This window comes from Mesorhizobium sp. KACC 23794, assembly GCF_052180275.1.
GTDB lineage: Bacteria > Pseudomonadota > Alphaproteobacteria > Rhizobiales > Rhizobiaceae > Kumtagia.
Genome location: NZ_CP197465.1, coordinates 2,832,856 through 2,854,653, shown reverse-complemented (window position 1 = coordinate 2,854,653; position 21,798 = coordinate 2,832,856). Strand labels below are relative to the sequence as shown.

Sequence of the window (21,798 nt, the reverse complement as noted above, 5' to 3'; positions counted from 1 at the left end):
AAGACCCCGGCCGGGTCGCCAGGCTGTCAGGAATTCGTCATATGCGGGCGTGATTTTAGCCGTGGCGTCATGAGTGAGGGTTGAGGACGAATAAAGCGACGCAAGGTGTCGCAATCCTGATGCTTCACCCTCTATTGCGGCCGCGCCGCCAATTCCTTAACGGCGCCCGAAAGACTCCTTTCAGGTTTTGGGCCTATTGCTCGCGCAATGTGTGTGTCGCGTTTTAGTAAAATCGTACCGATCGCGCTGTTGCTCGCGCTGTCGGCCTGCGCCACGCCTCCAAGCCGCATCAACGACATCTGCGCCGTGTTCGAACAGCGCGACGGCTGGTTCGACAACTGGCATCGATCGGCCAAGGCCACCGAGCGCAAATACGGCATCCCGGTCCATGTGCTGATGGCGACGGTGCGCAAGGAATCCGGCTTCAAGGGCAACGCGCGACCGAGGCGCACAAAACTGTTCGGGTTCATCCCATGGACCCGCGTTTCCAGCGCCTACGGCTATTCGCAGGCGCTTAACGGCACCTGGTCGCAATACCAGCGCGAGAGCGGCAACTTTGCCGCGCGCCGCACCAAATTCGCCGACGCGGTGGATTTCGTCGGCTGGTATCATTCGAAGACGGTCAACAATTATGGCGTCGCGCCCGACGACACGTTCCGCCTGTATCTCGCCTACTACCATGGTTGGGGCGGCTTCAAGCGTGGCAACTGGACCCCGGAAATCCAGAAATACGCCCGCGACACGGATGACATGGCGCGCCGCTACCAGGCCCAGTTGCGGTCCTGCGGAGGCTGAGCCGTCCGCCTCGCCGCGGCGACCGAAGCGCTTGCTGGCCGAGAACTACAAGCGAACCCGCTTGTTCTCGCCGATATCGTCGGCCGGTTCGCCCGTGAGCTTGGCTTTCACATAGCCGATCGCCTTGCTGACCGGGGCGGACGGAAACGTCCAGTATTCGCCGAGGTCGGGTTCGACCTTCAGCAGGATCAGGTTCGGGTCGCTCTTGCCTTTCGGGAACCACGCCTTGACCTCCTCGCTCCACAGCGCATCGATCATGTCACGGTCGTCCACCGTCTCGCCCTGCCCGCTCACCGCGACATAGGCGCCGCTGCTGGCATAGCCGAGGGTCACCTTTGGATTGGCTTCGATATCCTGCGCCGCCGAGCCGCTCTTCTCGGTGAAGAACCAGATCGCCCCGCCCTCGTCGGCCTTCTGATTGGCCATCGGCCTTGTGTGCGGGGTTCCGCTCCCGTCGATGGTCGTCAGCATCGCGATCTCGATGTCGTCGATCAGCTCGTAGAGCTTTTCCTTGCTGTTCTCGGTCATGGAATTCTCCTTCTGAAGATGTCCCGGCAGCAACCGCCGAACACAGAAAGAGTTCCTTGCAAAAACGACGGGCGCCGGCGCTCGGGCGCAACGCCGGTCGCCCGCACATCCCGTCCGACAGCATTTCCCCGGCCGGAATTTCAGCGCTTCGGCTCGTCTTCGGGTCGCGTATCCTCCTCGAAGGCGGAGGACACGTCGGCGTCGTCGGCCTGCCGCCCGTCGCCGACCTGCAGCGGCGAGATCGGCCCGACATCGGTGTTGGCGTTGCGCGTCGCCCCAAAATCCTCCGAGCGGTCGTCGCGCTGTTCATGCAGCCGCGCATGGCCACGCGCCTCGGACTGCTCGAACGCCTCCTCCACTTCGCCCGCGCCCACGCTTGCCGTCTTGCCATGCGGGCGCTGCGGCGGCGTGCCGGCAAACCCCGGACCCGACCCGTGCGGCGCGTCCTCCGGCATGCCCTCGTGCGCCGCATGCTCCTTGTCGTAGCTGATCACCGGCTCCATCGTCGCAAGCTGCTCGTCGTCGAGCCAGCACAGGCTCATATGGCCGTCGCCCAGCGCCTTCGGCGGCGGTAGCTGCGTCTCGCATCTGTTGCCGGGCACGAATTTCTTCCAGCGGCAGCGCGTCTGGAACGGGCAGCCCGGAGGCGGGTTCATCGCCGAGGGGATGTCGCCCTCCAGCACGATGTGTTTCTTGACCACGCTTGTATCCGCGATCGGGATCGCCGAAAGCAGCGCCTCCGTATAGGGATGATAGGGCGGCGCGAAAATCTGGTCGGTCGTGCCCTGCTCGACGATATGGCCGAGATACATAACGACCACGCGGTCGGCGATGTAGCGCACCACCGACAGATCGTGGCTGATGAACAGCATCGTCGTCTTGTTCTTGCGCTGGATGTCCATCAGCAGTTCGGTGACGGCAGCCTGCACCGACACGTCGAGCGCCGAGACGGGCTCGTCAGCCACCACCACTTTTGCGTTGCCGGCGAAGGCGCGGGCCACGCCGATGCGCTGCTTCTGGCCACCCGATAGCTGGCGCGGCATGCGGTCGGCGAAGGCGCGCGGCAACTTCACCAGGTCGAGCAGCTCCAGCATCCGCTTCTTGCGGTCGGCGACCGTCTTGCCGACGCCGAATTTCTCCAGCGTCCGGATGATCTGCGAGCCGACCGAATGGCTGGGGTTCAGCGTGTCGAACGGGTTCTGGAACACCATCTGGATCGACGACACCGTCTGCACGTCGCGCATCTCGATGCCGGTCGACTGGATGTCGTTGTTGCCGAGCGTCACCTTGCCGGCACTCGCCGTCTCCAGGCCGAGCAGCACTTTCGCCAGCGTCGACTTTCCGCAGCCGGATTCGCCGACGATGGCGACGGTCTCGCTCTCGCGCGCCTCGAAGCTGATCGCCTCGTTGGCCTTGACGACGCGGCCTTCGCCGCGGCTGCCGAACACCTCGTTGGCGGCAACCCGGTAATACTTCTTGAGGTCGGTGATTCTCAGCACCGGGGCACCGGGCTTCACCGGCTCCGCCTGCCTGCGCGCGCCTTCCGGCAATGCGGCCCAGTCGATCTCGTTGAAGCGGATGCAGCGGGAAAAATGCCCGTCATGGCCTTCGACCGGGATCATCGGGATCTCGTCGGCGTCGCAGCGGCCCTTGACGAAATGCTGGCAGCGCGGGCCGAAATTGCAGCCCTTCGGCCGCTCGTGCGGCAGTGGCAACTGCCCCGGAATGGCGATTAGCGGCCGAGCGTTCTTGTCGGCGCCCGGCAGCGGGATCGAGCGGAACAGGCCCTGCGTGTAGGGATGCCGCATCCGGTCGAACACGTCCTTGATCTTGCCGGTCTCCACCGCCTCGCCGGAATACATCACCGTGATGCGGTCGCATGTCTCCAGGATCAGCCCCAGATTGTGCGACACGAAGATCATCGACGTGCCGAACTGTTTTCCCAGCCCCTTCACCAGTTCGACGATGCCGGCCTCGACCGTCACGTCGAGCGCCGTCGTCGGCTCGTCAAGCAGCAGCAGCGCCGGCTTCGACAGCAGCGCCATGGCGATCACGATGCGCTGCTGCTGGCCGCCCGAAAGCTGGTGCGGATAGGAGCGCATCATGCGTTCCGGGTCGGGCAGGCGAACCGCGCGCACCGTCTCCAGCGCGCGTTTGTAGGCCTCCTCCTTCGACACCTTGTCATGCAGGATCGGTACTTCCATCAGCTGCTGTCCGACCTTCATCGCCGGGTTGAGGCTGGCCATCGGCTCCTGGTAGATCATGGCGATCTCGTTGCCGCGGATGGAGCGCAGCTCCTCCGCAGTCATCTCGCCCATGTCCTTGCCCTTGAACCGGATTTTGCCGCCGACGATTTTTCCGATGTTGGAAAGGTCGCGCATGATGCCGAGCGATACGGTCGACTTGCCGCAGCCGCTCTCGCCGACGATGCCCATAGCCTCGCCCGGCTGCACCGCGCAGGAGAAATCCATGACGGCGGGAATCTCGCCCCGCTTGGTGAAGAACGAGATAGACAGGTTCTCGATCTCGAGGATCGGCTGCGAGCCCTGGACTGCGGAGGGTTTGACGACTTCGTTCATGGCTGGCTCCTAGGGTCGCTAGCGGCAGTTCGGTCTCAATCCTTCAGCGATTGCTCGCGTAGCGCGTCGGCCAAAAGGTTCAGGCCCAGCACGAAACTCATCAGCGCAATCGTCGGCGGCAGGGCGGGGTGGATGAAGGAGCGCAGCAGGCGGCTGGCGTCCTTGATCGCCGTGCCCCAGTCCGGGCTCTCCGGCGCCAGGCCGAGCCCGAAATAGCCCAGCGTGCCGAGCAGGATCGTCGTGTAGCCGATGCGCAGGCAGGCGTCGACGATCAGCGGCCCGCGCGCATTGGGCAGGATCTCCCACAGCATGATATACCACGGGCTCTCGCCGCGGGTCTGCGCCGCCGCGATGTAGTCGCGCGTCTTGATGTCCATGACCAGGCCGCGCACGATGCGGAAAACGCCGGGACTCGATGCAAACACCACCGCAACAAAAATGTTGAGCTGGTTCGGGTCGATCGAGACGATGCGCAACGGATCGGCGTCGAACACCAGGCCGACATAGACCCAGCCGCCGATCAGGATTGTCAGGCCGAGCAGCAGATAGAGCCGCTCCGGCCGGTCCTTGAAGCGCGTGTAGAACAGCGCAACGAAGAAGATGATGGGGAACAGGAAGAACAGCCCGGCCAGCCAGACCGGCAGCCCCGTCTCGACGATGCCGGGCGTCACCAGCAGGTAGAACAGGAGGATGACGGGGAAGGCCAGCACGAGATTGGCCAGGAACGACAGCACGGAATCGATCCTGCCCCCGTAGTAGCCCGCAGGCAGGCCGAGCGTGGCGCCGACCATGAGCGCGAAGGCGGTGGCCGCCGGCGCGATGATCAGCACGATCTGGCTGCCGTAGACCATGCGGCTGAACACGTCGCGCGACAGCTTGTCGCCGCCGAAATAATAGACGGCCCCGGTGTCCGGCACGATCGCGCCGGGAAGGGCGTCCTTCATCACCGGTATCTGCACAAGCGGATCGAACGGTGCGACGGTCGATGCGAAGATCGCGGTGAACAGCCAGAAGAAGCAGATCAGCACGCCGGCGACACCGACGCCATTGCCATAGATCTGGCCGTAGAGGCCGAGCTTCTTCCGGTAGAAAAGACTTGCGCCGACGACGATCGCCATGGCCAGCCACACCGGCCAGAACCGCGCCAGCACGCCGAGGATGATTTGGAAAGCGCCGACATATTCCACTGGCATGGCTCGGCTCCTACTGAACGCGGATGCGCGGGTTGAGGTAGGCGTAGCCGACGTCAGAAATCAGCTGGGTGAACAGCACGACGAACACCGAAACCAGCGAGCAACCGAGCATAAGATCGATGTCGTTGTTCCCCGCCGCCTCGACCAGCGTGAAGCCGAACCCCTGGTAGCGGAACATCGTCTCGACGATCACCACGCCGGTCAAAAGCCACGGAAACTGCAGCATGATGACCGTGAACGGCGCGATCAGCGCGTTGCGCAGCGCGTGCTTGATGACCACGCTGGAAAAGCTGAGGCCCTTCAGCCGCGCGGTGCGGATGTATTGCTGCGTCATCACCTCGACCATCGAGGCCCGCGTCATGCGGGCGATGTAGCCGATGCCGTAGATCGCCATCGTCATCACTGGCAGGGTGAAATTGTAGAAGGTGATGCCTTGCGAGGTGGCCGACGCTGCCGAGCCGTTCAGCCAGCCCAGCCACGAGGCGAAGATGACGGTGAAGATGACGCCCGACACGTATTCCGGCGTCGCCGTCGTGGCGATCGATGCGATGGAGAGCGTTCGATCGGTCCGCGATCCCTCCCGCATTCCGGCCAATATGCCGACGAGGAGCGCGATGGGCACCATCGTCACCATCACCCAGAACATCAGGATGCCGGTGGCGCCCAATGCCGGCCAGAGTTTCGATGACACCGTCGTCTTGAATTTTGTCGAGCAGCCGAAATCGCCCTGCAAGATGCCGCCGAAATAGGGCTCCGCCGGCTCGTTGCAGAAGGAGAAGCGCGGCGTCGCCTTGCCGGTGGCGGCATCGAAGTTGGGCTGCTTTTGGACAACCCCGATCCACTGGCCGTAGCGGACGAAGAAGTTCTGCCGATAGCCGTTCTTGACCAGCCAGCTTTCAAGCTGCTCGGCCGGCGTGCGCATGTCGAGCTGGCTGATCGCGAGCTTTTTGAGATTGGGCTCGAGATTGACCATGAAGAAGACGACCATCGTCAGGCACAGCATCGTAACGAGCATGGTGCCGAGACGGCGCAGAATGAAAGCAAGCATCGTCGCCCCCTGCCGTGTGGGTTGGGGTCAGTGGTCGTCACCCCCGATAGAGCGGGAAAGGGGGCTCGCAGCCCCCTTTCGTGAAATGCCCATCAAGCTTCTTCGAGCCAGACCTTGCCGAAGTCGTGCTCGTAGGTCGGGTGCATGCCGTGGTTCTTAACAACCGGCATCGAGCTGTTGTAAAGCTTGCGCCAATAAGGCTGGACCATGATGCCGGAGGTCTGAAGGATGGTCTCGATATCCTTCATGACCACCTTGCGCTTCTCGGCATCGGCGATGCCAAGCGCCTCCGAGATCTTGCTGTCCAGTTCCGGGTTGGCATAGCCCGTCTCGTTCCACGCCTCGCCGGAGCGGTAAGCCACCGCGATGACCTGGATGCCGAGCGGGCGCATGTTCCAGTTCGTCTGCGAGAAGGGGTACTTCGTCCAGTCGTTCCAGAAGGTCGAGCCCGGCAGCACCGTGCGCTTCACCTTGATGCCGGCATCGCGGATCTGGGCTGCGACGGCGTCGCCGGTATTCTTGTGATAGTCTTCGTCGTTGGTGATCAGCTCGTGCTCGAAGTCGCCAAAACCGGCGTCGTCGAGCATCTTCTTGGCGCCGGCGGCGTCGCGGACCAGCTTCGGCAGCTCGACATATTCCGGATGGATCGGGCAGACGTGGTGGTTCTCGGCGACCGACCCGGCTCCGGCGATGCCGAGCTGGAGGACGACCGAGTTGTCGACCGCCTTGACGATGGCCTGACGGACCGCCTGGTTGTCGTAAGGCTTGTTGTTGACGTTCATGCGGGTGCAGACCGTCGCGGCGGTTACGACCTCGGAGGTGATCGCGCCGACGCCCTCGAGAATCGTCACGTAATCCGGCTGGGTCTCGTGGTTGGTGTGCACCTCGCCCGATTCGTAGGCCGAGACCATGGCCGACGGATCGGTGCCGTAGTCGATGAACTCTACGCCATCGAGATAGGCTTCGCCGTTCCACCACTTGCCGTTCTCGCGGCGCTTGTAGACGACCTTCTGGCCGACATCGTACGAGACGAGTTCGAACGCGCCGGTGCCGATCGGATTCTTGACGAAGTTGGCGCCGGTCTCGTCGAAGGAGCGGTGCGTCACCAGAGCGGGATAGTCGCAGAGCTGCGGGATCAGCGCGATGTCCGGCTTGGTGAGCTTGAGCTTCACCGTCAGGTCGTCGACCTTCTCGACGGAACCCTCGCGCAGCTTCTTGGTGTTGTCGTCGACCAGCGTGCCGAGACGGCCGGGCATGGAATTGCCCTCGGCGGTCTTGTCGGCCCAGCGGGTGAAATTGGCGATCACGTCGTCGGCGTTGAAGGTGTCGCCGTTGGTCCAGGTCACACCCGGACGGATCTTGAGCGTATACTCGGTCGCTTCGTCATTGATTTCCCAGCTTTCGAGCAAATAGGGCTCGAAGGTATATTCCCTGGTGTACTTGACCAGCGGCTCCAGCGTCTGGCGCTGGGCGTTGGCGATCTCCGACCAGTCGGCGGTACGCGGATCCTTCGGATCCTTGATCGACATGGCGACCTTGAGCACGCCGCCCTTCTTGGGTTCTTGCGCCATCGCCGGCGTCGGCGCGGCAAGGCCGATCATGCCGTAGGCCATCGCGGTGGTAGCGCCGAAGACGCTGGCCATCGCCAAGAATTCACGGCGATCGACCTGCCCGGTCTTCACGCTTTCGGCCATCTTTTCAATGTGCCCCGGCACACGGTCGCCGTTGCTTTTGTAGAATGTCATTGCAAACTCCCATTTTTTTGGCTTTTCGCCGTTACCATTCCGCATCCGGCCCGCATTGTCAAAGCGGACGGGCGGCGTTCCCATCTTGGAATGTGCAACTTTGCGGGAGGGGCGGTTCGCGCGAATACGACAAGTTTGGCGCAAATTCACAAATTTGCGGTGACGACACCGGATTCTCGATTTTCTCGATCTTGGGCGCCACCACGGTCCGCCGACAGCACCAGACATATGTATCGGCAGTGCCAGGCCCCGGCCTGAAACCGGCGCGGAAATAGATCGGGCACAGCAAAAACGTCGTATTCGAGCACGGAGGCAGAACGCGCTTCAAGGACGCAAAAAATCGGAACGTGGCAAGGCGGCGGCGTCTCGGCCAGTCCTCTCCCTCAATATTCGCGCTCGTAGAAGATGCCGCCCTTGGCCTCGCCGTCGTTGCGAGCCTCGCCCCTGAGTTTCACCCCACGTCCGACATCGAGGTCGATCGCCGCCCTGCCCGATCCGGCCTTGTCGCCCGTCTCTATGGTCAGATAGGTCTTGTCGTTCAGGTATTTGCCGACCGACAGCGCCGTGCTGCCGTCCGAATTCGTCTTGACGTCGAGGTCGTCGACGCCGAGCTTTTCGCGAAGCGAACTCAGCAGCCCGGTCGTGCCGCCGGCGCCAGCCAGTTCCGCCGCCGCCTCCGCCAGCCGCGCGATCTGCAGCGGCGACAGGTTCCCCATCGCCTGCCCGAAGATCAGCCGCGCCAGCACCTCGTCCTCCGGCAGCGCCGGAACCGACGAGAAGCTGAATTTCGGATTGTTGGCAGGTCCAGACACCGCCACCGTGATCGTCGCGTCGCTGGCGCTGGTTTCCGCCGCCATGTCGAGCGTCGGCACCAGCGAACCGGTGAAGCCGAGATTGCCGCGTGTAAAAGTCAGCCGCCGCCCGAGCAGCGACAGCCGGCCGCGGCGCATGGTGAACTGGCCGGTGGCGCGCGGCGCGGCCAGCGGCCCGACCAGCTTCAGCGAGCCGCCCAGTTCCGCGTCGAGGCCCCTGCCCTGCACGAAGATGCGCTGGGGCGCGTTGATCGTCAGGTCCAGCGACAGGCCGGACCCGCCGCCGCCGCTGGTCGCGGCCGGCCTCAGCGCCTGTTCCTGCCTCACCACCGCCGCCGGCGCGTTCTTGTGCCTGACGTCCAGTGCCGTCAGCGAACTCGGCAGCCGCTGCGGGATCGCGATCACCGTGCGCGAAAGATTGACGGTTCCACCGATCTGCGGCGCCGACGCCAGCGGCCCCTTGACCGTCAGGTCGCCCGACATCGTCGTGGTCACCACCTCGCCGTCGGTGTAGCGGGCGTCTGTCAGCTTGATGGCAATGTCGCCGGGAAAGCCGCGCGCCGGATCGATGCCGACCGACCCCGACGCCGACACGCTGCCGCCGCTGGACAGTTTGCCGCTCATCCGGCTGATCGTCGCCTTGCCCGCGCCCAGCGCGATGTCGGCCGCGATCTCGTTCACCGCGATGCCGGTCTTCGCATCGACCAGCCGCGCGCCGGACGTCCGCACCGTGCCGCCGATCACCGGCGCGGTGGCCGCACCCGTCACCGTCACGTTCACATTGGCGGTGCCCGTCAGCGACAGCCCCTGCGCCGCCAGCTTGCTTTCGAGGAAGCCGAACGGTACGCCGCCGTCGAACTTCAGGTCCAGCGTCGGCGGCGCACCCATCGCCACCGTACCGCCGCCCCTCAGAGCCGCGCCCGATCCCTCGCTCATGTTCATCTGGAAGGTCAGCCGCTGCGACGCGAAATCACCGGTCGAGTGGATGGTCATGCCGCCAAGCCCGGCTCCGCGCGTCTGCACGGTCTGCGCGCCGGTCCAGTCCAGCGTGTAGGCGATCGCCGGGTTCGCCGCGGCGCCTGACGCCTTGACGGTCCCGGAGATCGTGCCGCCGGCGTCCAGCCCCGGCGCGAAGGCATTGGCCAGCGACGCCGGCAGTTTTGCCAGAGCGACGTTGAGGTTCAGCGTCGAGCCCGCCGTGCCCGACACCGTCGCCGAGCCGCCGCCGACATTCAGCGCCAGATTGCCGAGCGTCGTCTGGCCATTGGCGATCGTCACCGTCGAGGCCCGCGCCAGAGCGGCCGTGATGCCGCGCACCGTCGCTTCCGCCGAGGCCAGTTCCACCGTCGTGGTGCCGTTCTCGACCTTCACCCGTCCGCCGGCCTTCAGCGGGATGTCGTTGACCGTCGCGCCGCCGGCGAATTTCGTCCACGCTTGGTCGCGCGAAAGAGTCAGGTCGACGCCCTTAACCGCCGTCGTGCCCGACCGCACCTCCTGCGCCTTCACCGTGCCGGACACGCCGGGCGACACGAGATAGTTGGTCACCAGCGCGTCGATCGCCACCGACCGGACGGCGATGTCGCCGCGCGTGATCGAATCGGATTGCAGCGACACCTTCGCCTGCGCGTTGGCGCCCTGGTGCGTGAACACCGCCTTGCCGGTCACGCTGCCTTCCACCGTCTCCAGCGCAAGTGCTGCCAGCGGCCCGATGTCGGGAAGGTTGAAATCGATCGAGCCGTCCGGCACGAAATTCTGGTCGAGCGTCAAGGCGCCGGCGATGCGGTTCTTGCCGAGCGACAGGTTGAGGTCGCTCACCTCGCTGCGCCCGCCCGTCGACTTCAGCGTGGCCTTGCCGTCCAGCGTCTCGCCGGCCACCTTGCCGCTGATCGTGACGTTCGCCTGCGGGTTGGCGAGATCGGCCTTGCCGGACGCGTTGAGCGCCAGTTTCTCGATGTCGCGGTCGGCCACCCGCATCCTGTCGCTGGTCACCGAGAGCGCGACGTCGGGCGCGGCCAGCGCTCCCTTGGCGGTCGCCGAAAACGCGATCGACCCGCTCGCCTGCTGCGCCAGCGGCGCGATGTCCTTCAGCGTACCCTTGACGTCCGCGTCGATCTGGCCCGCCGCCAGCTTGATGACGCCGCTGCCGGTCATGCCGCCCGATTGCAGCGCCAGGGCATTCGCCGAGACATTGCCTTCGGTGTCGCGCGCCAGGTCGGTCGAAAGCGTGAGCTTCGGCCCCAGCACCGGCCGGACAGCCGCCGGCAGCGCCGCCGACACCACTTCGGCCTTCAGCTTCAGCGTGATCGACCCGTCTTTCAGCGACACCTTTCCGTTGAAGCCGCCGTCGATCGCATCGCTGCGCAGCACGCCGGTGGTCACCGTCAGCGCGTCTGTCTCCAGCAGCCCTTGCATCTCGGCCTTGACCTCGCCCGCCACCAGCGGCGCCACCGTCGGATTGGAGATCACCAGCCGCGCCGCGCTCGCGGAGCCGGTGAACGGCCCGGCGCGGCTGGCAATGTTGAACTTGTCCGAATGCAGCGTGATGCCGAGGTCGACCAGTTGCACGTCGTTGGTCGCGACCTTCGACAGGTTCGCTCCGATATCGAGCCGTGGCTCGGCAACGGCTCCCGAAACACGCGCGGTCGCCGAGCCGATGGTGATGTCGATCGGCGCCTCGTCGGTGCCGAAGGCCAGCGGCAGCCCGCTCTGCCCGGCGCCAACCTGCACGGCGATGTCGACCGCGCCCGCCGGGTCATAGGTGCCCTTGGCCTTGGCCGTCAGCGCTCCATTTGAGACGTCCGCATGGTCGATCCTGATCGGACCGCCTTTCGGCAACAGCGCCGCCACGTCGAAATTCGTCTTGCCGCCCAGGAACTGCCGCGCCCGCTCCGGCACGAAACGCGAAAACTCGCCGTCGCCCTTGGCCTCCACCACGCTGCCCTCGTCGGTAATGCGGTGCGCCACGGTGAAGCCGGTCACCCGCTTGCCTTCCATCGACACCGTTCCCTCGCCGGTGATCGCGGCAAGCGTCCCGTCGAGCGTCATGCAGATATCGGCCGGCGGCTGTCCCGGCACGGCATCGGCCAGCGTCGCGCCGATCGTTCCCGACACCGCCGGCGCCTTCAGATAGTCGGAGACCGTCGCATCGACGGTGATCTTGCTGATGCTGATCGCCTCGCGCTTTATCGAATCGGAGGCGAGCAGGATTTTCACCTGCGGCGCACCGCCCTCGTTGGCGAACGTCGCGCTGCCCTTCGCCGCGCCCTCGACCGTCTGGCCCGCGAGCGCGGCCAGCCGCGCCAGTTCGGGAAGGTCGAAGTTCACCGTGCCAGCCGGCGCGAACGAGTCGTCCAGCGAAAGCGCGCCGGATATGCGGTTCGGCCCCAGCGAGAAATCCAGATCGCGGACCTCGCGCTTGCCGTCGCTGGTGGCCACCACCGCCTTGCCGTCCAGCGCCTCCCCCTGGAACGATCCCTTCAGCGTCACCGACGCCTGTGGGTTGGCGAGGTCGACCTTGCCTGCTGCCTTGAGGTCGAGATCGTCGATCGCCCGACCGCCGAAACCCAATTTTTCGCTGGTGACCGAAAGCGCGACGTCCGGCGCGGCCAGCGCGCCCGTCGCTTTCGCCGACACCGCCAACGCGCCGGATGCCTGCGGCGCCAGCGGCGAGATATCAGTCAGCGCGCCGGTCAGGTCCGCCTGGATCGCGCCGTCCCTGAGGCTGGCCGAGCCATTGGCGGAAAGCCCGCCGGATTGCACCGACAGGCTGTTCGCCGAAACATTGCCGGAGGCATCGCGCGCCAGGTCTGCCGACAGTGCCAGCTTTTCGCCGAGCAGCGGCCTCGCGCCGGCCGGCAGCGCCGCCGAAACCACGTCGGCGTTGAACTGCAGCGTGATCGCCCCGTTGCCCAGCGAGACATCGCCGACGAAATTGCCGTCGATCGCGTCGCTGCGCAGCGTGCCCTTGGCGATCTTCACCGCCTCGGCGGAGAGTGTCCCTTCCAGCCCGGCGCGAATCTCGCCAGCCACCAGCGGTGCGACCGTCGGATTGTTCACGGTCAGGGTGGCAGCCGTCGCAGCGCCGGTGAACGGACCGGACCGCGCGGCGATGTCGAACTCGTCGGAATGCAGCGTGATGCCGAGATCGGCCAGCTTCACGTCCTTGGTCGAGACCGACGGCAGTTTCGCCTCGATGTCGAGGCCGGGTTTCCGGCCATCGCCCAGCGCCCGCACGGTCGCCGATCCGACCACGATGTCGATCGGGCTTTCTTCCGTTCCGAAGGCCAGCGCCACGCCGTTGTTCTTGGCGGAAAGCTCCAGCGCTATATCGGTCAGCCCTGCCGGGTCGTAGGAACCGGCGGCCGTGACGCCGAGCGCGCCGCTGTCCAGCCGGCCGCGCGCGATCTCGATGCCGCCCGATTTGGTCAGGGTCCCGGCCACGTCGAAATCCGCCTTGCCGGCCAGCAACGGCCGGAAACGTTCCGGCAGGAAGCGCATGAACTCGCCGTCGCCCCTGGCCTCGACCACATTGCCGGCGTCGGTCTGCCGGTGCGTGGCGGACACGCTGGTCACGAGGTTGCCGTCGACCGCGAAAGTGCCATCGCCCTTCCAGTTTGCCAGCGGCCCCGAACCGGTGACGATGATGTCGACCGCCGGTTTTCCGGGCAGGCCGAGCAGGTTCGCCAGAATACCGCCGGTGGGCTCCGATGCCTTCAGGTCGATGTCGAGCTTGTTGTCGCGCGGCGCGAGGTCGATCGCCGCCAGCACCTCGCCGGCCGTGCCGTCGGTGCGCGACACGGTCAGGTCGGCGTTGACGGTCAGCGGCGACGCCAGTGCCGTCGCCTTGCCCTTGGCAGCGATGCTCGCAACCTGGCCACCGGTGACGGATTCACCGAGGGCGATGTCAGGAAAGTCCAGCGCGCCGATCGACACATCGACCGGCAGCCCACCCGATCCACCCTTCGCCGGCGGCTCCTTCGACGGTTTCGGCAAACGCGCCAGTTCGACGCGCTGGGCCGAGACGCGGTCGGCATCGAACTTCATCCAGATCAGCGATGTCGGCGACCAGTCTACCGCCACGCCGCGCGCCGCCAGCCAGGGACCTTCCGCATCTTCCAGCACCAGTTGCTGCAAGGAGAAATTGCCCGACCAGATGCCGTCGATGCCGCTGATGCTGACCTTCATGTCTGGGGTCGAGGCCAGATCCGAGATCATCGCGGCCAGATTCTCGCGGCCCTTGTCGGTCAAGGTCAGCACCGCCAGCGCGCCGACCACGAAGGCCAGCGCGATCAGCACCGTGTATTTGAGAATCCTAAGAAACCTTCGGACCCAGATCATGCCGCCGGCCTCAGAAGCTCTGCCCGATGCCGGCATAAATGCCGAAGCTCGGATCGTGGGGACCAGGATTCAGCGGCACGGCGGCATCGACGCGCAACGGACCGAACGGGGTCATGTATCTTATGCCGACGCCGGCGCCGACCTTCACGTCGGCGAAGTCCGGGAATGACTCCTCCGACACCGTGCCGGCATCGACGAAGGGCACGATGCCGAAGGTGTCGTTGATCGCGTAGCGCAGTTCCACCGATCCTTCCGCCACCGACAGGCCGCCCGTCGGCTCGCCGTCCTTTCTCGGGCCGATGCCCTGGTAGGCGTAGCCGCGCACCGAACCGCCGCCGCCCGCATAGAAACGGCGATCCGCCGGCACCTGCTCGACGCTGGCGCCGACGATCGAGCCGATGAGCGCCCTGCCCGCGATGACGATCCTGCCGCTGGAATCCAGCGCCTGGTAGGCCGAGGCATCACCCTTCAGCTTCACGAAGGCGACGCTGTTCAGCAAATCGTAGGCCGGCTCGACATAGCCGACGGCGCGAAAACCCTTGCTCGGGTTCAGCTTGTTGTCGCGGTTGTCGAAGGCATATTGCAGCGGTGTCGAGACGATCAGGTATTTCTGGTTGGTCACGAAGGCGTCGGTGATCTTCGAATATTCGACGTTGAGTTCCGCCGACACGCTCTGAGTCTTGCTGAGTTGGTAGGCCAGCCCGGCGCTGCCTTCGACGGAGAAACGGTCGTACGCGTCCGGATGTTCGAGGACGGTCTTCAGGCTGGCAAAGAACTTCGATGCAGGCCCAATCACCCCAGGCTTCTCGAACATGATGCCGGCATTGTAGTTCAGCGCGGTAAAATCGTTGCTGCCGATGCCGCTGATCGAGCCCTCGATGCGCAGCTTTTCGGCGTGTCCGAACAGGTTGCGGTGGCCCCAATACCCTTCCAGGCCGAGCCCCTCCGTGTTGGAAACGGTGGCGCCGACACCGTAGTAGCGCAGCTTACGCTCGGTCACCGTGACGTTGATCGGGATGTTGCCGTTGGCGTCCAGCGCATCGGCTTCGACGACCGCTACGCTGTTGAACACGCCGAGCCCCGTCAGCCGCTCGCGGGCCGCATCGAGGTCTTCAGGCGAGTAGGGCTTCCCGGGCTCCAACCCCGCCATATAGGCGGTGAAGTCGTTGTCCATCGTCTCCGTGCCGCCGACCGTCGTCGGCCCGTAGCCGGCCTGCGGCCCCGCCGCCACCACCAGCGAAACATCGACGGTTCCGGTCTTGTGATCGGCGATCACCTCCCGGCTCGTCACCTTGGCGAGCGGCCGGCCTTCGGCCTTCAGCCGCTTGACCACGTCCGATTCGGCCTTGAGTATCTTGGTCGAGCCGGCATCGTTGCCGGCAGTCAGACCAAACTCCGTCGGCGACAGCCCCGCCGCGTCGCCCTTGAGCTGCACGTCGCCCAGCACGAATCTCTGGCCGGGCTCGACGCTGATCATCACCGGCACCGGTCCGGCGCCGAATTCCGCGTCGGGCGGCAGCATGTCGATCGACTTGCCGGCGATCAGGATGTCCACCACGCCGTCGTAGCGCGCCGCCTCGTAGAGGGCCGCCACCAGCCTCTCGCGGTCGCCCCGCGCCTTGGTCAACAGGCCAAGCGAACCGGAAACCGGGCGTTCTTCGTCGGCGACCAGCGACGAGGCGTCGCTTATCTTCTTCTGCAGGTCCGCGTCGCCGCCGGCCACCTCCACGGTCGCCGTGTAGTGAAGAGGATCGGCAATGTCGGCGTCCTCTTCATTCTCCTTCTCGAAGAACTTGTAGCCGAAGATCTGGAAGGCGGCGGCGCGCGGCGGCAGCGCGACGAGCGCGGTGGCGCACAGCAACCCAGACAGGACGACGCGCGCGATCCTGACGGTCGCGGTCTCGCCTCTCCAACTCTGCGGTCGCCGCTTCATCATTAACGCTTGCTTACTCCGGGGGCTAATTTTGGACGGTCGATATGAACCGTTCGTAAAGGGGCCACAATCGCGCTGTCAGAAATTAGTGGGCAATTCATGGCCATACGTGCTCAACTCGCCCCCAAGGGTGCCGTAACACGTATGAGAACGCCGGCCAACCGTCGATGGATCCACGGTCGGCGTGGCGTTGATTGATAAGGGCGCCGCGGGGGTTCTGCGAATCCTCGCAGGCGGTGAGGTTAGGGGAGTTGTAATGCGCGCGATTCGTTTTCTGTCGGCCGTGGTCCTGCTTTTGACCGCGTGGTCGCTGCCGGGCTATGCCGCCGAGGCCCGGGCGATCGAGACCACCCAGAACAGCGATTATTTCGGTTTCGACCTGCGCTCCGTGCAGAATCTGTCGCTCGACCAGTGCAAGACCACCTGCCTCGGCGACACGCAATGCCGGGCCTTCACCTACAACACCAAGGCGAAATGGTGCTTCCTCAAGTCGGACTTCGCCACGCTGAAGACGTTTAACGGCGCGGTCGCCGGCAAGGTCGTCACCATCGACGGCGAGCCCGACATCGGCGCGCCGCCGCAGATGTCCTTCTTCCCGTCCTGGATGGCCGACGAGGCCTGGCAGTATCGCGCCACGCTGACGGCGACGCCGCCGGGTGCGGATGCAGGCCTGGTCGGTCTCGTCGATGGCGCCGAGCAGGCACTTGTCACCGGCGACGGGCGCGGCGCCGTCACCAAATATGCCTCCGCGATCCGCATCGCGCCCGACGACGGAGAACTCTGGCTCGGCCTGTCGCGCGCCCTGCTCGCCGTCCAGGGCGCCACCACATCCGAAACCGCGACGCTGAACCGCGACGTAACGTCGGCCGCCTGGAACGCCTACCAACTCGTCCGCACCGCGCCAGGCCGCGCGGAGGTGCTGGCCGTCATCGCCTCCGGTCTCGACCGCCGCGACATGTTCCGCCCCTCGCTGCAGGCCTATGAGGCCAGCCTGGCGCTGGTCAATTCCGCTTCCATCCGCGCCGAATATGAAGACCTGAAAGCGCGAAAAGGCTTTCGTGTCGTCGAGCACACGATCGACGCCGACACGCCTTCGCCGCGCATCTGCGTCCAGTTCTCGGAAGAACTGGTCAAGACCGGCGTCGACTACGCGCCCTTCGTCACGGTCGACGGCGCCCCTCCCAAGGCCGTCGAGGCCAAGGCCAGCCAGCTCTGCGTCGAGGGCCTGGAGCACGGCCGCCACTATAACGTCACCATCCGCTCCGGCCTGCCCGCCGCTCTCGGCGAGGTCATCGCCGCGCCGGTCGCGCTGTCGATCTATATCCAGGACCGCGGCGCCTCCGTGCGCTTCACCGGCGACAGCTTTGTCCTGCCGGCCACGGCGCGGCGCGGCATCCCGGTCGTCACCGTCAACATGCCCGTCGCCGACATGAAGCTCTACCGCATCGGCGACCGCTCGCTGGCCCAGCTTCTCTCCGGCTACCAGTTCCTGCGCCAGCTCGATTCCTACGACATGGACAACATCGCCGACCAAATGGGCGAGCCCGTCTGGGAGGGCAAGCTGGAAGTTGCCAACGAGCTCAACAAGGAGATCACGACCAGCTTCCCGGTCGACGAGGCGCTGCCCGAGCGTAAGCCCGGCGTCTATGTGCTGACCGCCCAGCCCGAGAACGACACCAGCGATTCGTGGTCGTCGCGCGCCACGCAGTGGTTCGTCGTCTCCGATATCGGGCTGGCCACCTACACCGGCCAGGACGGGCTGAACGTGTTCGCCCGCTCGCTCGGCTCCGCCAAGGCGATGGCCAATGTCGACCTGACGCTGCTTGCCCGCAACAACGAGATCCTCGGCACGGCGAAGACCGACGCCGAAGGCCGCGCCACCTTCAACCCCGGCCTGGTGCGCGGCACCGGCGGCAACGTCCCGGCCGTGCTGATGGCCAATGCCGAGGGCAAGGACTTCGTCTTCCTCGACATGACGCGGGCCGGCTTCGACCTTTCCGACCGCGGCGTCACCGGCCGCGCCGCGCCCGGCGCGCTCGACGTCTATGCCTGGACCGAGCGCGGCATCTACCGCGTCGGCGAGACCGTGCATGTCGCCGCGCTCGCCCGCAACGACGCGGCGAAAGCCGTGGAAAAGCTGCCGCTCACCTTCGTCTTCTCGCGCCCCGACGGTGTCGAGGACAGGCGCGTCGTCAGCGACGGCGCAGCCGCCGGCGGCCATGCCGTCGACCTCGCCCTGTCGCCCAACGCGATGCGCGGTACCTGGTCGGTGGCGATCTACACCGATCCCAAGCAGGCCGCCGTCTCCACCCAGGCGTTCCTGGTCGAAGACTTCGTGCCGGACCGCATCGAGTTCACGCTCTCCAGCGACAAGGAAGAAGTCGCCGTCGGCGAGCCCGCCAACATCACCGTCGACGGCCGCTTCCTCTATGGCGCGCCGGCCGCCGGCCTGGCGCTCGAAGGCGAGGCCACCGTCGACACCACCCGCGAGTGGGAGGACTTTCCGAACTTCCAGTTCGGCCTCGCCGACGAGCAGGAAGGCGACGCCACCCGCATTCCGCTCACCGACCTGCCGCTGGTCGGCGAAGACGGCAAGGCCACCTTCCCCGTCCAGATCGACGCCCTTCCCTCCACCACCCGGCTGCTCACCGCCGCCGTCACCGTGCGCATGCGCGAAAGCGGCGGCCGCGCCGTGGAAGAGTCGCTCGACCTCAGCATCAAGAGCCAGGCCGACGTGATCGGCATCCGCCCCGACTTCTCCGGCGACGAGGTTCCGGAAGGGTCGGTGGCGAAATTCACCGTCATCGCCGTCGATCCCGACGGCACGCGCAAACCCCTGCCCGCCGCGCAGTGGTCGCTGGTCAAGGTCGAGCGCGACTACCAGTGGTACCGCAGCGGCAACTACTGGAACTACGAGCCGGTCACCCAGACCCGAGCCGTCTCCAACGGCACGCTCGACATCAATGCCGACGGCACGGCCTCGATCTCCATGCCGGTCGACTGGGGCCGCTACCGCCTGGAAGTCGAGACCGCCGATCCCGAAGGCCCCGCCACCAGCGTCGAGTTCGACGCCGGCTGGTACGTCTCGGCGACATCCACCGAAACACCGGACGGCCTCGAAGTCGCCCTCGACAAGGACCGCTACGCGCCCGGCGAAGTCGCCAAGCTGAAGGTCTCACCGCGTTTTGCCGGCGAGCTTCTGGTCACCGTCGGCGCCGACCGGCTGCTTTCCACCTATACCGCCACGGTTCCCGCGGAAGGCGCAACGGTCGACATCCCGGTCTCGGCCGACTGGGGCGCCGGCGCCTATGTCACGGCGACCCTGTTCCGCCCCGGCGACGCCCAGGAATCGCGCATGCCCGGCCGCGCCATCGGCCTGAAATGGCTGACCGTCGACCCCGGAGCGCGCAAGCTGGCGGTGTCCTTGTCGCCGGTCCAAAAAACCGAGCCGCGCCAGCCGCTGACCATTCCGGTCGAGGTCACCGGCCTTCCCGCCGCCACCGACGCCTACGTCACCATCGCCGCCGTCGATGTCGGCATCCTGAACCTGACCGACTACAAGGCGCCCGATCCGGAGGCCTGGTATTTTGGCCAGCGCCGCCTCGGCCTCGAACTGCGCGACCTCTACGGCCGCCTGATCGACGGCTCGCTCGGCGCCACCGGGCGGCTGCGCACCGGTGGCGACGGCTCCGGCCTCACCGCCCAGGGCAACCCGCCCAAGGAAAAGCTGGTCGCCTTCTTCTCCGGCCCGGTGAAACTCGACGCCGACGGCAAGGCGACGGTCGATTTCGACATCCCGCAGTTCAACGGCACCGTCCGCGTCATGGCGGTAGCCTGGACGAAGGAAGCGGTCGGCCACGCCCAGACAGACGTCATCGTCCGTGATCCGGTCGTCGTCACCGCCGGCCTGCCGCGCTTCCTGGCGCCTGGCGACGCGGCGGTCATGCGGCTCGACATCGCCAACACCGACGGCCCCGACGGCGACTACCAGTTCGCCATCGAGACCACCGGCGACCTGTCGACCGGCAGCGCCGCCCTGCCCGATCACGTCACGCTGACCGGTGGCAAGCGCCAGTCGATCACCGTGCCGCTCATAGCCCAGACCGCCGGCGACGCCAGCCTGACCATCCGGCTTGCCCACGCCAGCGGCCCGGCGGTCGAGCAGACGCTCTACATCCCGGTTCGCCCGGCGGTCCTGCCGGTCACCAACCGGCTGGTCGTCGACCTCGGCCCGAACGGCAAGAGCGTTCGCATCGACCGCGAACTTCTGGCCGACAGCGTCCTGCCCGGCGCCTATGTCAGCGTCGGCGTCTCGCCTTCGGCCGCCTTCGACGTGCCGTCGCTGCTGCTCGCGCTCGACCGCTACCCCTATGGCTGTGCCGAGCAGACCACCAGCCGCGCCCTGCCGCTGCTTTACGTCAGCGAGCTTGCCGCCGGCGCCGGCATGCAGGACGAGCCGGAAATCCGCGAGCGCATCCAGCAGGCGATCTACCGGGTGCTCAACTACCAGTCCTCGTCGGGCAGTTTTGGCCTGTGGGGTCCCGGTTCCGGCGACCTCTGGCTCGACTCCTACGTCTCCGACTTCCTGACCCGGGCCAGAGAGCTCAATTACGAGGTGCCGCGCCAGGCCATGGTCCAGGCGCTGAGCAATCTCCAGAACTCGCTCTCCTACGACCTCGACATCGAGGATCGCGGCAGCGAGATCGCCTATGCGCTCTACGTGCTGGCCCGCAACAAGAAGGCCTCGGTCGGCGACCTGCGTTATTACGCCGACACCAAGCTGGAAGCTTTTTCCAGCCCTATGGCCGTTGCTCAACTGGCCGCCAGCCTGGCGCTCTATGGCGATGCCCAGCGCTCCGAGGCGACGTTCCAGGCGGCGCTCCAACTCGCCAAGACCACGACCGAGCACAACTACTACCGCTCGGACTATGGCTCGCGGCTGCGCGACGGCGCCGCCATGCTGGCGCTTGCCGCCGAAAGCAAGCCGATGCCGTCCGTAGTCCCCGAACTGATCAAGCTGGTCGGTTCGGAACGCAAGGCGACGCGCTGGACCAGCACCCAGGACGACGCATGGATGCTGCTCGCGGCGCGTGCGCTGCGCTCCAACGCCGCCGACATGAAACTGACGGTGAACGGAACCCAGCACACCGGGCTCTATTCCGAACGCTTCGACGGCGGCACGCTGGTCGACAGCCCGATCGTCATCGCTAATGCAGGCTCAAGCGCCGTGCAGGCGGTGGTGACCGCGGTCGCCGCACCCTCGCAGGCGCTGCCGGCCGGCGGCGACGGCTTCTCCATCGAGCGCACCTACTACAAGCTCGACGGCGCCGAAGCCAACGTCACCGAGGTCAACCAGAACGAACGCTTCGTCGTCGTGCTGAAGCTCCGCGAGGACAATTCGTGGCCGTCGCGCGTGCTGGTCAGCGACCTCCTGCCCGCCGGCTTCGAGATCGACAATCCCGGCCTCGTCAACAGCGCCAGCCTGACCAACTTCCCGTGGCTGGAACAGACGGAAGCGGCGCACCTGGAGTTCCGCGACGACCGTTTCGTCGCGGCCTTCGACCGCAACGGCGACAGCAACCGCGAGATCACCCTCGCCTACGTCGTGCGCGCCGTCACCCCCGGCGTCTACGCCCACCCGGCGGCCAGCGTCGAGGACATGTACCGCCCGCAATTCTCGGCCCGCACCGCGGCCGGCATGATGGAGGTCAAGGCGCCTTGATGAAGACCGCGCCCCTTCCCTCCCCCTCGAGGGGAGGGTGGCCGCGAAGCGGCCGAGTGGGGTCGCCGCGGCAGTGCTCCAACGCTGCTTTGGCACGGAGCATCTC

General features: G+C 66.0%; 9 protein-coding genes. 2 read left to right on the top strand and 7 right to left on the bottom strand.

What is annotated here, in order from left to right; translation table 11 throughout:
* Positions 1-207 precede the first annotated feature (207 nt).
* On the top strand, positions 208-795 hold the full coding sequence (locus ACSBOB_RS13995; protein ID WP_442582994.1) for a transglycosylase SLT domain-containing protein: 588 nt from the start codon (positions 208-210) through the stop codon (positions 793-795).
* A gap of 45 nt (positions 796-840) precedes the next feature.
* Here the strand turns inward: ACSBOB_RS13995 and ACSBOB_RS13990 are convergent, their stop codons facing one another.
* The 7 genes from ACSBOB_RS13990 to ACSBOB_RS13960 form a co-directional block, all read right to left on the bottom strand.
* Positions 841-1,323: a pyridoxamine 5'-phosphate oxidase family protein gene (locus tag ACSBOB_RS13990; protein ID WP_442582993.1), complete on the bottom strand. Its 483-nt coding sequence runs from the start codon at positions 1,321-1,323 to the stop codon at positions 841-843.
* Between the two features lie 140 nt (positions 1,324-1,463).
* On the bottom strand, positions 1,464-3,902 hold the full coding sequence (locus ACSBOB_RS13985; RefSeq protein WP_442582992.1) for a dipeptide ABC transporter ATP-binding protein: 2,439 nt from the start codon (positions 3,900-3,902) through the stop codon (positions 1,464-1,466).
* Positions 3,903-3,937: 35 nt separating this feature from the next.
* On the bottom strand, positions 3,938-5,095 hold the full coding sequence (locus ACSBOB_RS13980; RefSeq protein ID WP_442582991.1) for an ABC transporter permease: 1,158 nt from the start codon (positions 5,093-5,095) through the stop codon (positions 3,938-3,940).
* A gap of 10 nt (positions 5,096-5,105) precedes the next feature.
* Positions 5,106-6,143 (bottom strand): ABC transporter permease, encoded by a 1,038-nt coding sequence (locus ACSBOB_RS13975; protein ID WP_442582990.1) that lies wholly within the window; start codon positions 6,141-6,143, stop codon positions 5,106-5,108.
* Between the two features lie 92 nt (positions 6,144-6,235).
* Entirely contained in the window at positions 6,236-7,888 is a 1,653-nt protein-coding gene (locus ACSBOB_RS13970; protein ID WP_442582989.1) for an ABC transporter substrate-binding protein, read from the bottom strand.
* A 383-nt stretch (positions 7,889-8,271) separates the two neighbouring features.
* Positions 8,272-14,037: a translocation/assembly module TamB domain-containing protein gene (locus tag ACSBOB_RS13965; RefSeq protein WP_442582988.1), complete on the bottom strand. Its 5,766-nt coding sequence runs from the start codon at positions 14,035-14,037 to the stop codon at positions 8,272-8,274.
* A 10-nt stretch (positions 14,038-14,047) separates the two neighbouring features.
* Entirely contained in the window at positions 14,048-15,973 is a 1,926-nt protein-coding gene (locus tag ACSBOB_RS13960; RefSeq protein WP_442582987.1) for an autotransporter assembly complex protein TamA, read from the bottom strand.
* Positions 15,974-16,226: 253 nt separating this feature from the next.
* Between ACSBOB_RS13960 and ACSBOB_RS13955 the strand changes: the two genes are divergently transcribed.
* A complete protein-coding gene (locus tag ACSBOB_RS13955) occupies positions 16,227-21,692 on the top strand; it encodes an MG2 domain-containing protein (protein WP_442582986.1) in 5,466 nt (1,821 codons plus the stop codon).
* Positions 21,693-21,798: the final 106 nt, after the last annotated feature.

Excerpts from the sequence above, each read along its gene's own strand:
- ACSBOB_RS13995 (WP_442582994.1), top strand. The coding sequence starts at position 208 with ATGTGTGTGTCGCGTTTTAGTAAAATCGTACCGATCGCGCTGTTGCTC.
- ACSBOB_RS13990 (WP_442582993.1), bottom strand. The coding sequence starts at position 1,323 with ATGACCGAGAACAGCAAGGAAAAGCTCTACGAGCTGATCGACGACATC.
- ACSBOB_RS13985 (WP_442582992.1), bottom strand. The coding sequence starts at position 3,902 with ATGAACGAAGTCGTCAAACCCTCCGCAGTCCAGGGCTCGCAGCCGATC.
- ACSBOB_RS13980 (WP_442582991.1), bottom strand. The coding sequence starts at position 5,095 with ATGCCAGTGGAATATGTCGGCGCTTTCCAAATCATCCTCGGCGTGCTG.
- ACSBOB_RS13975 (WP_442582990.1), bottom strand. The coding sequence starts at position 6,143 with ATGCTTGCTTTCATTCTGCGCCGTCTCGGCACCATGCTCGTTACGATG.
- ACSBOB_RS13970 (WP_442582989.1), bottom strand. The coding sequence starts at position 7,888 with ATGACATTCTACAAAAGCAACGGCGACCGTGTGCCGGGGCACATTGAA.
- ACSBOB_RS13965 (WP_442582988.1), bottom strand. The coding sequence starts at position 14,037 with ATGATCTGGGTCCGAAGGTTTCTTAGGATTCTCAAATACACGGTGCTG.
- ACSBOB_RS13960 (WP_442582987.1), bottom strand. The coding sequence starts at position 15,973 with ATGATGAAGCGGCGACCGCAGAGTTGGAGAGGCGAGACCGCGACCGTC.
- ACSBOB_RS13955 (WP_442582986.1), top strand. The coding sequence starts at position 16,227 with ATGCGCGCGATTCGTTTTCTGTCGGCCGTGGTCCTGCTTTTGACCGCG.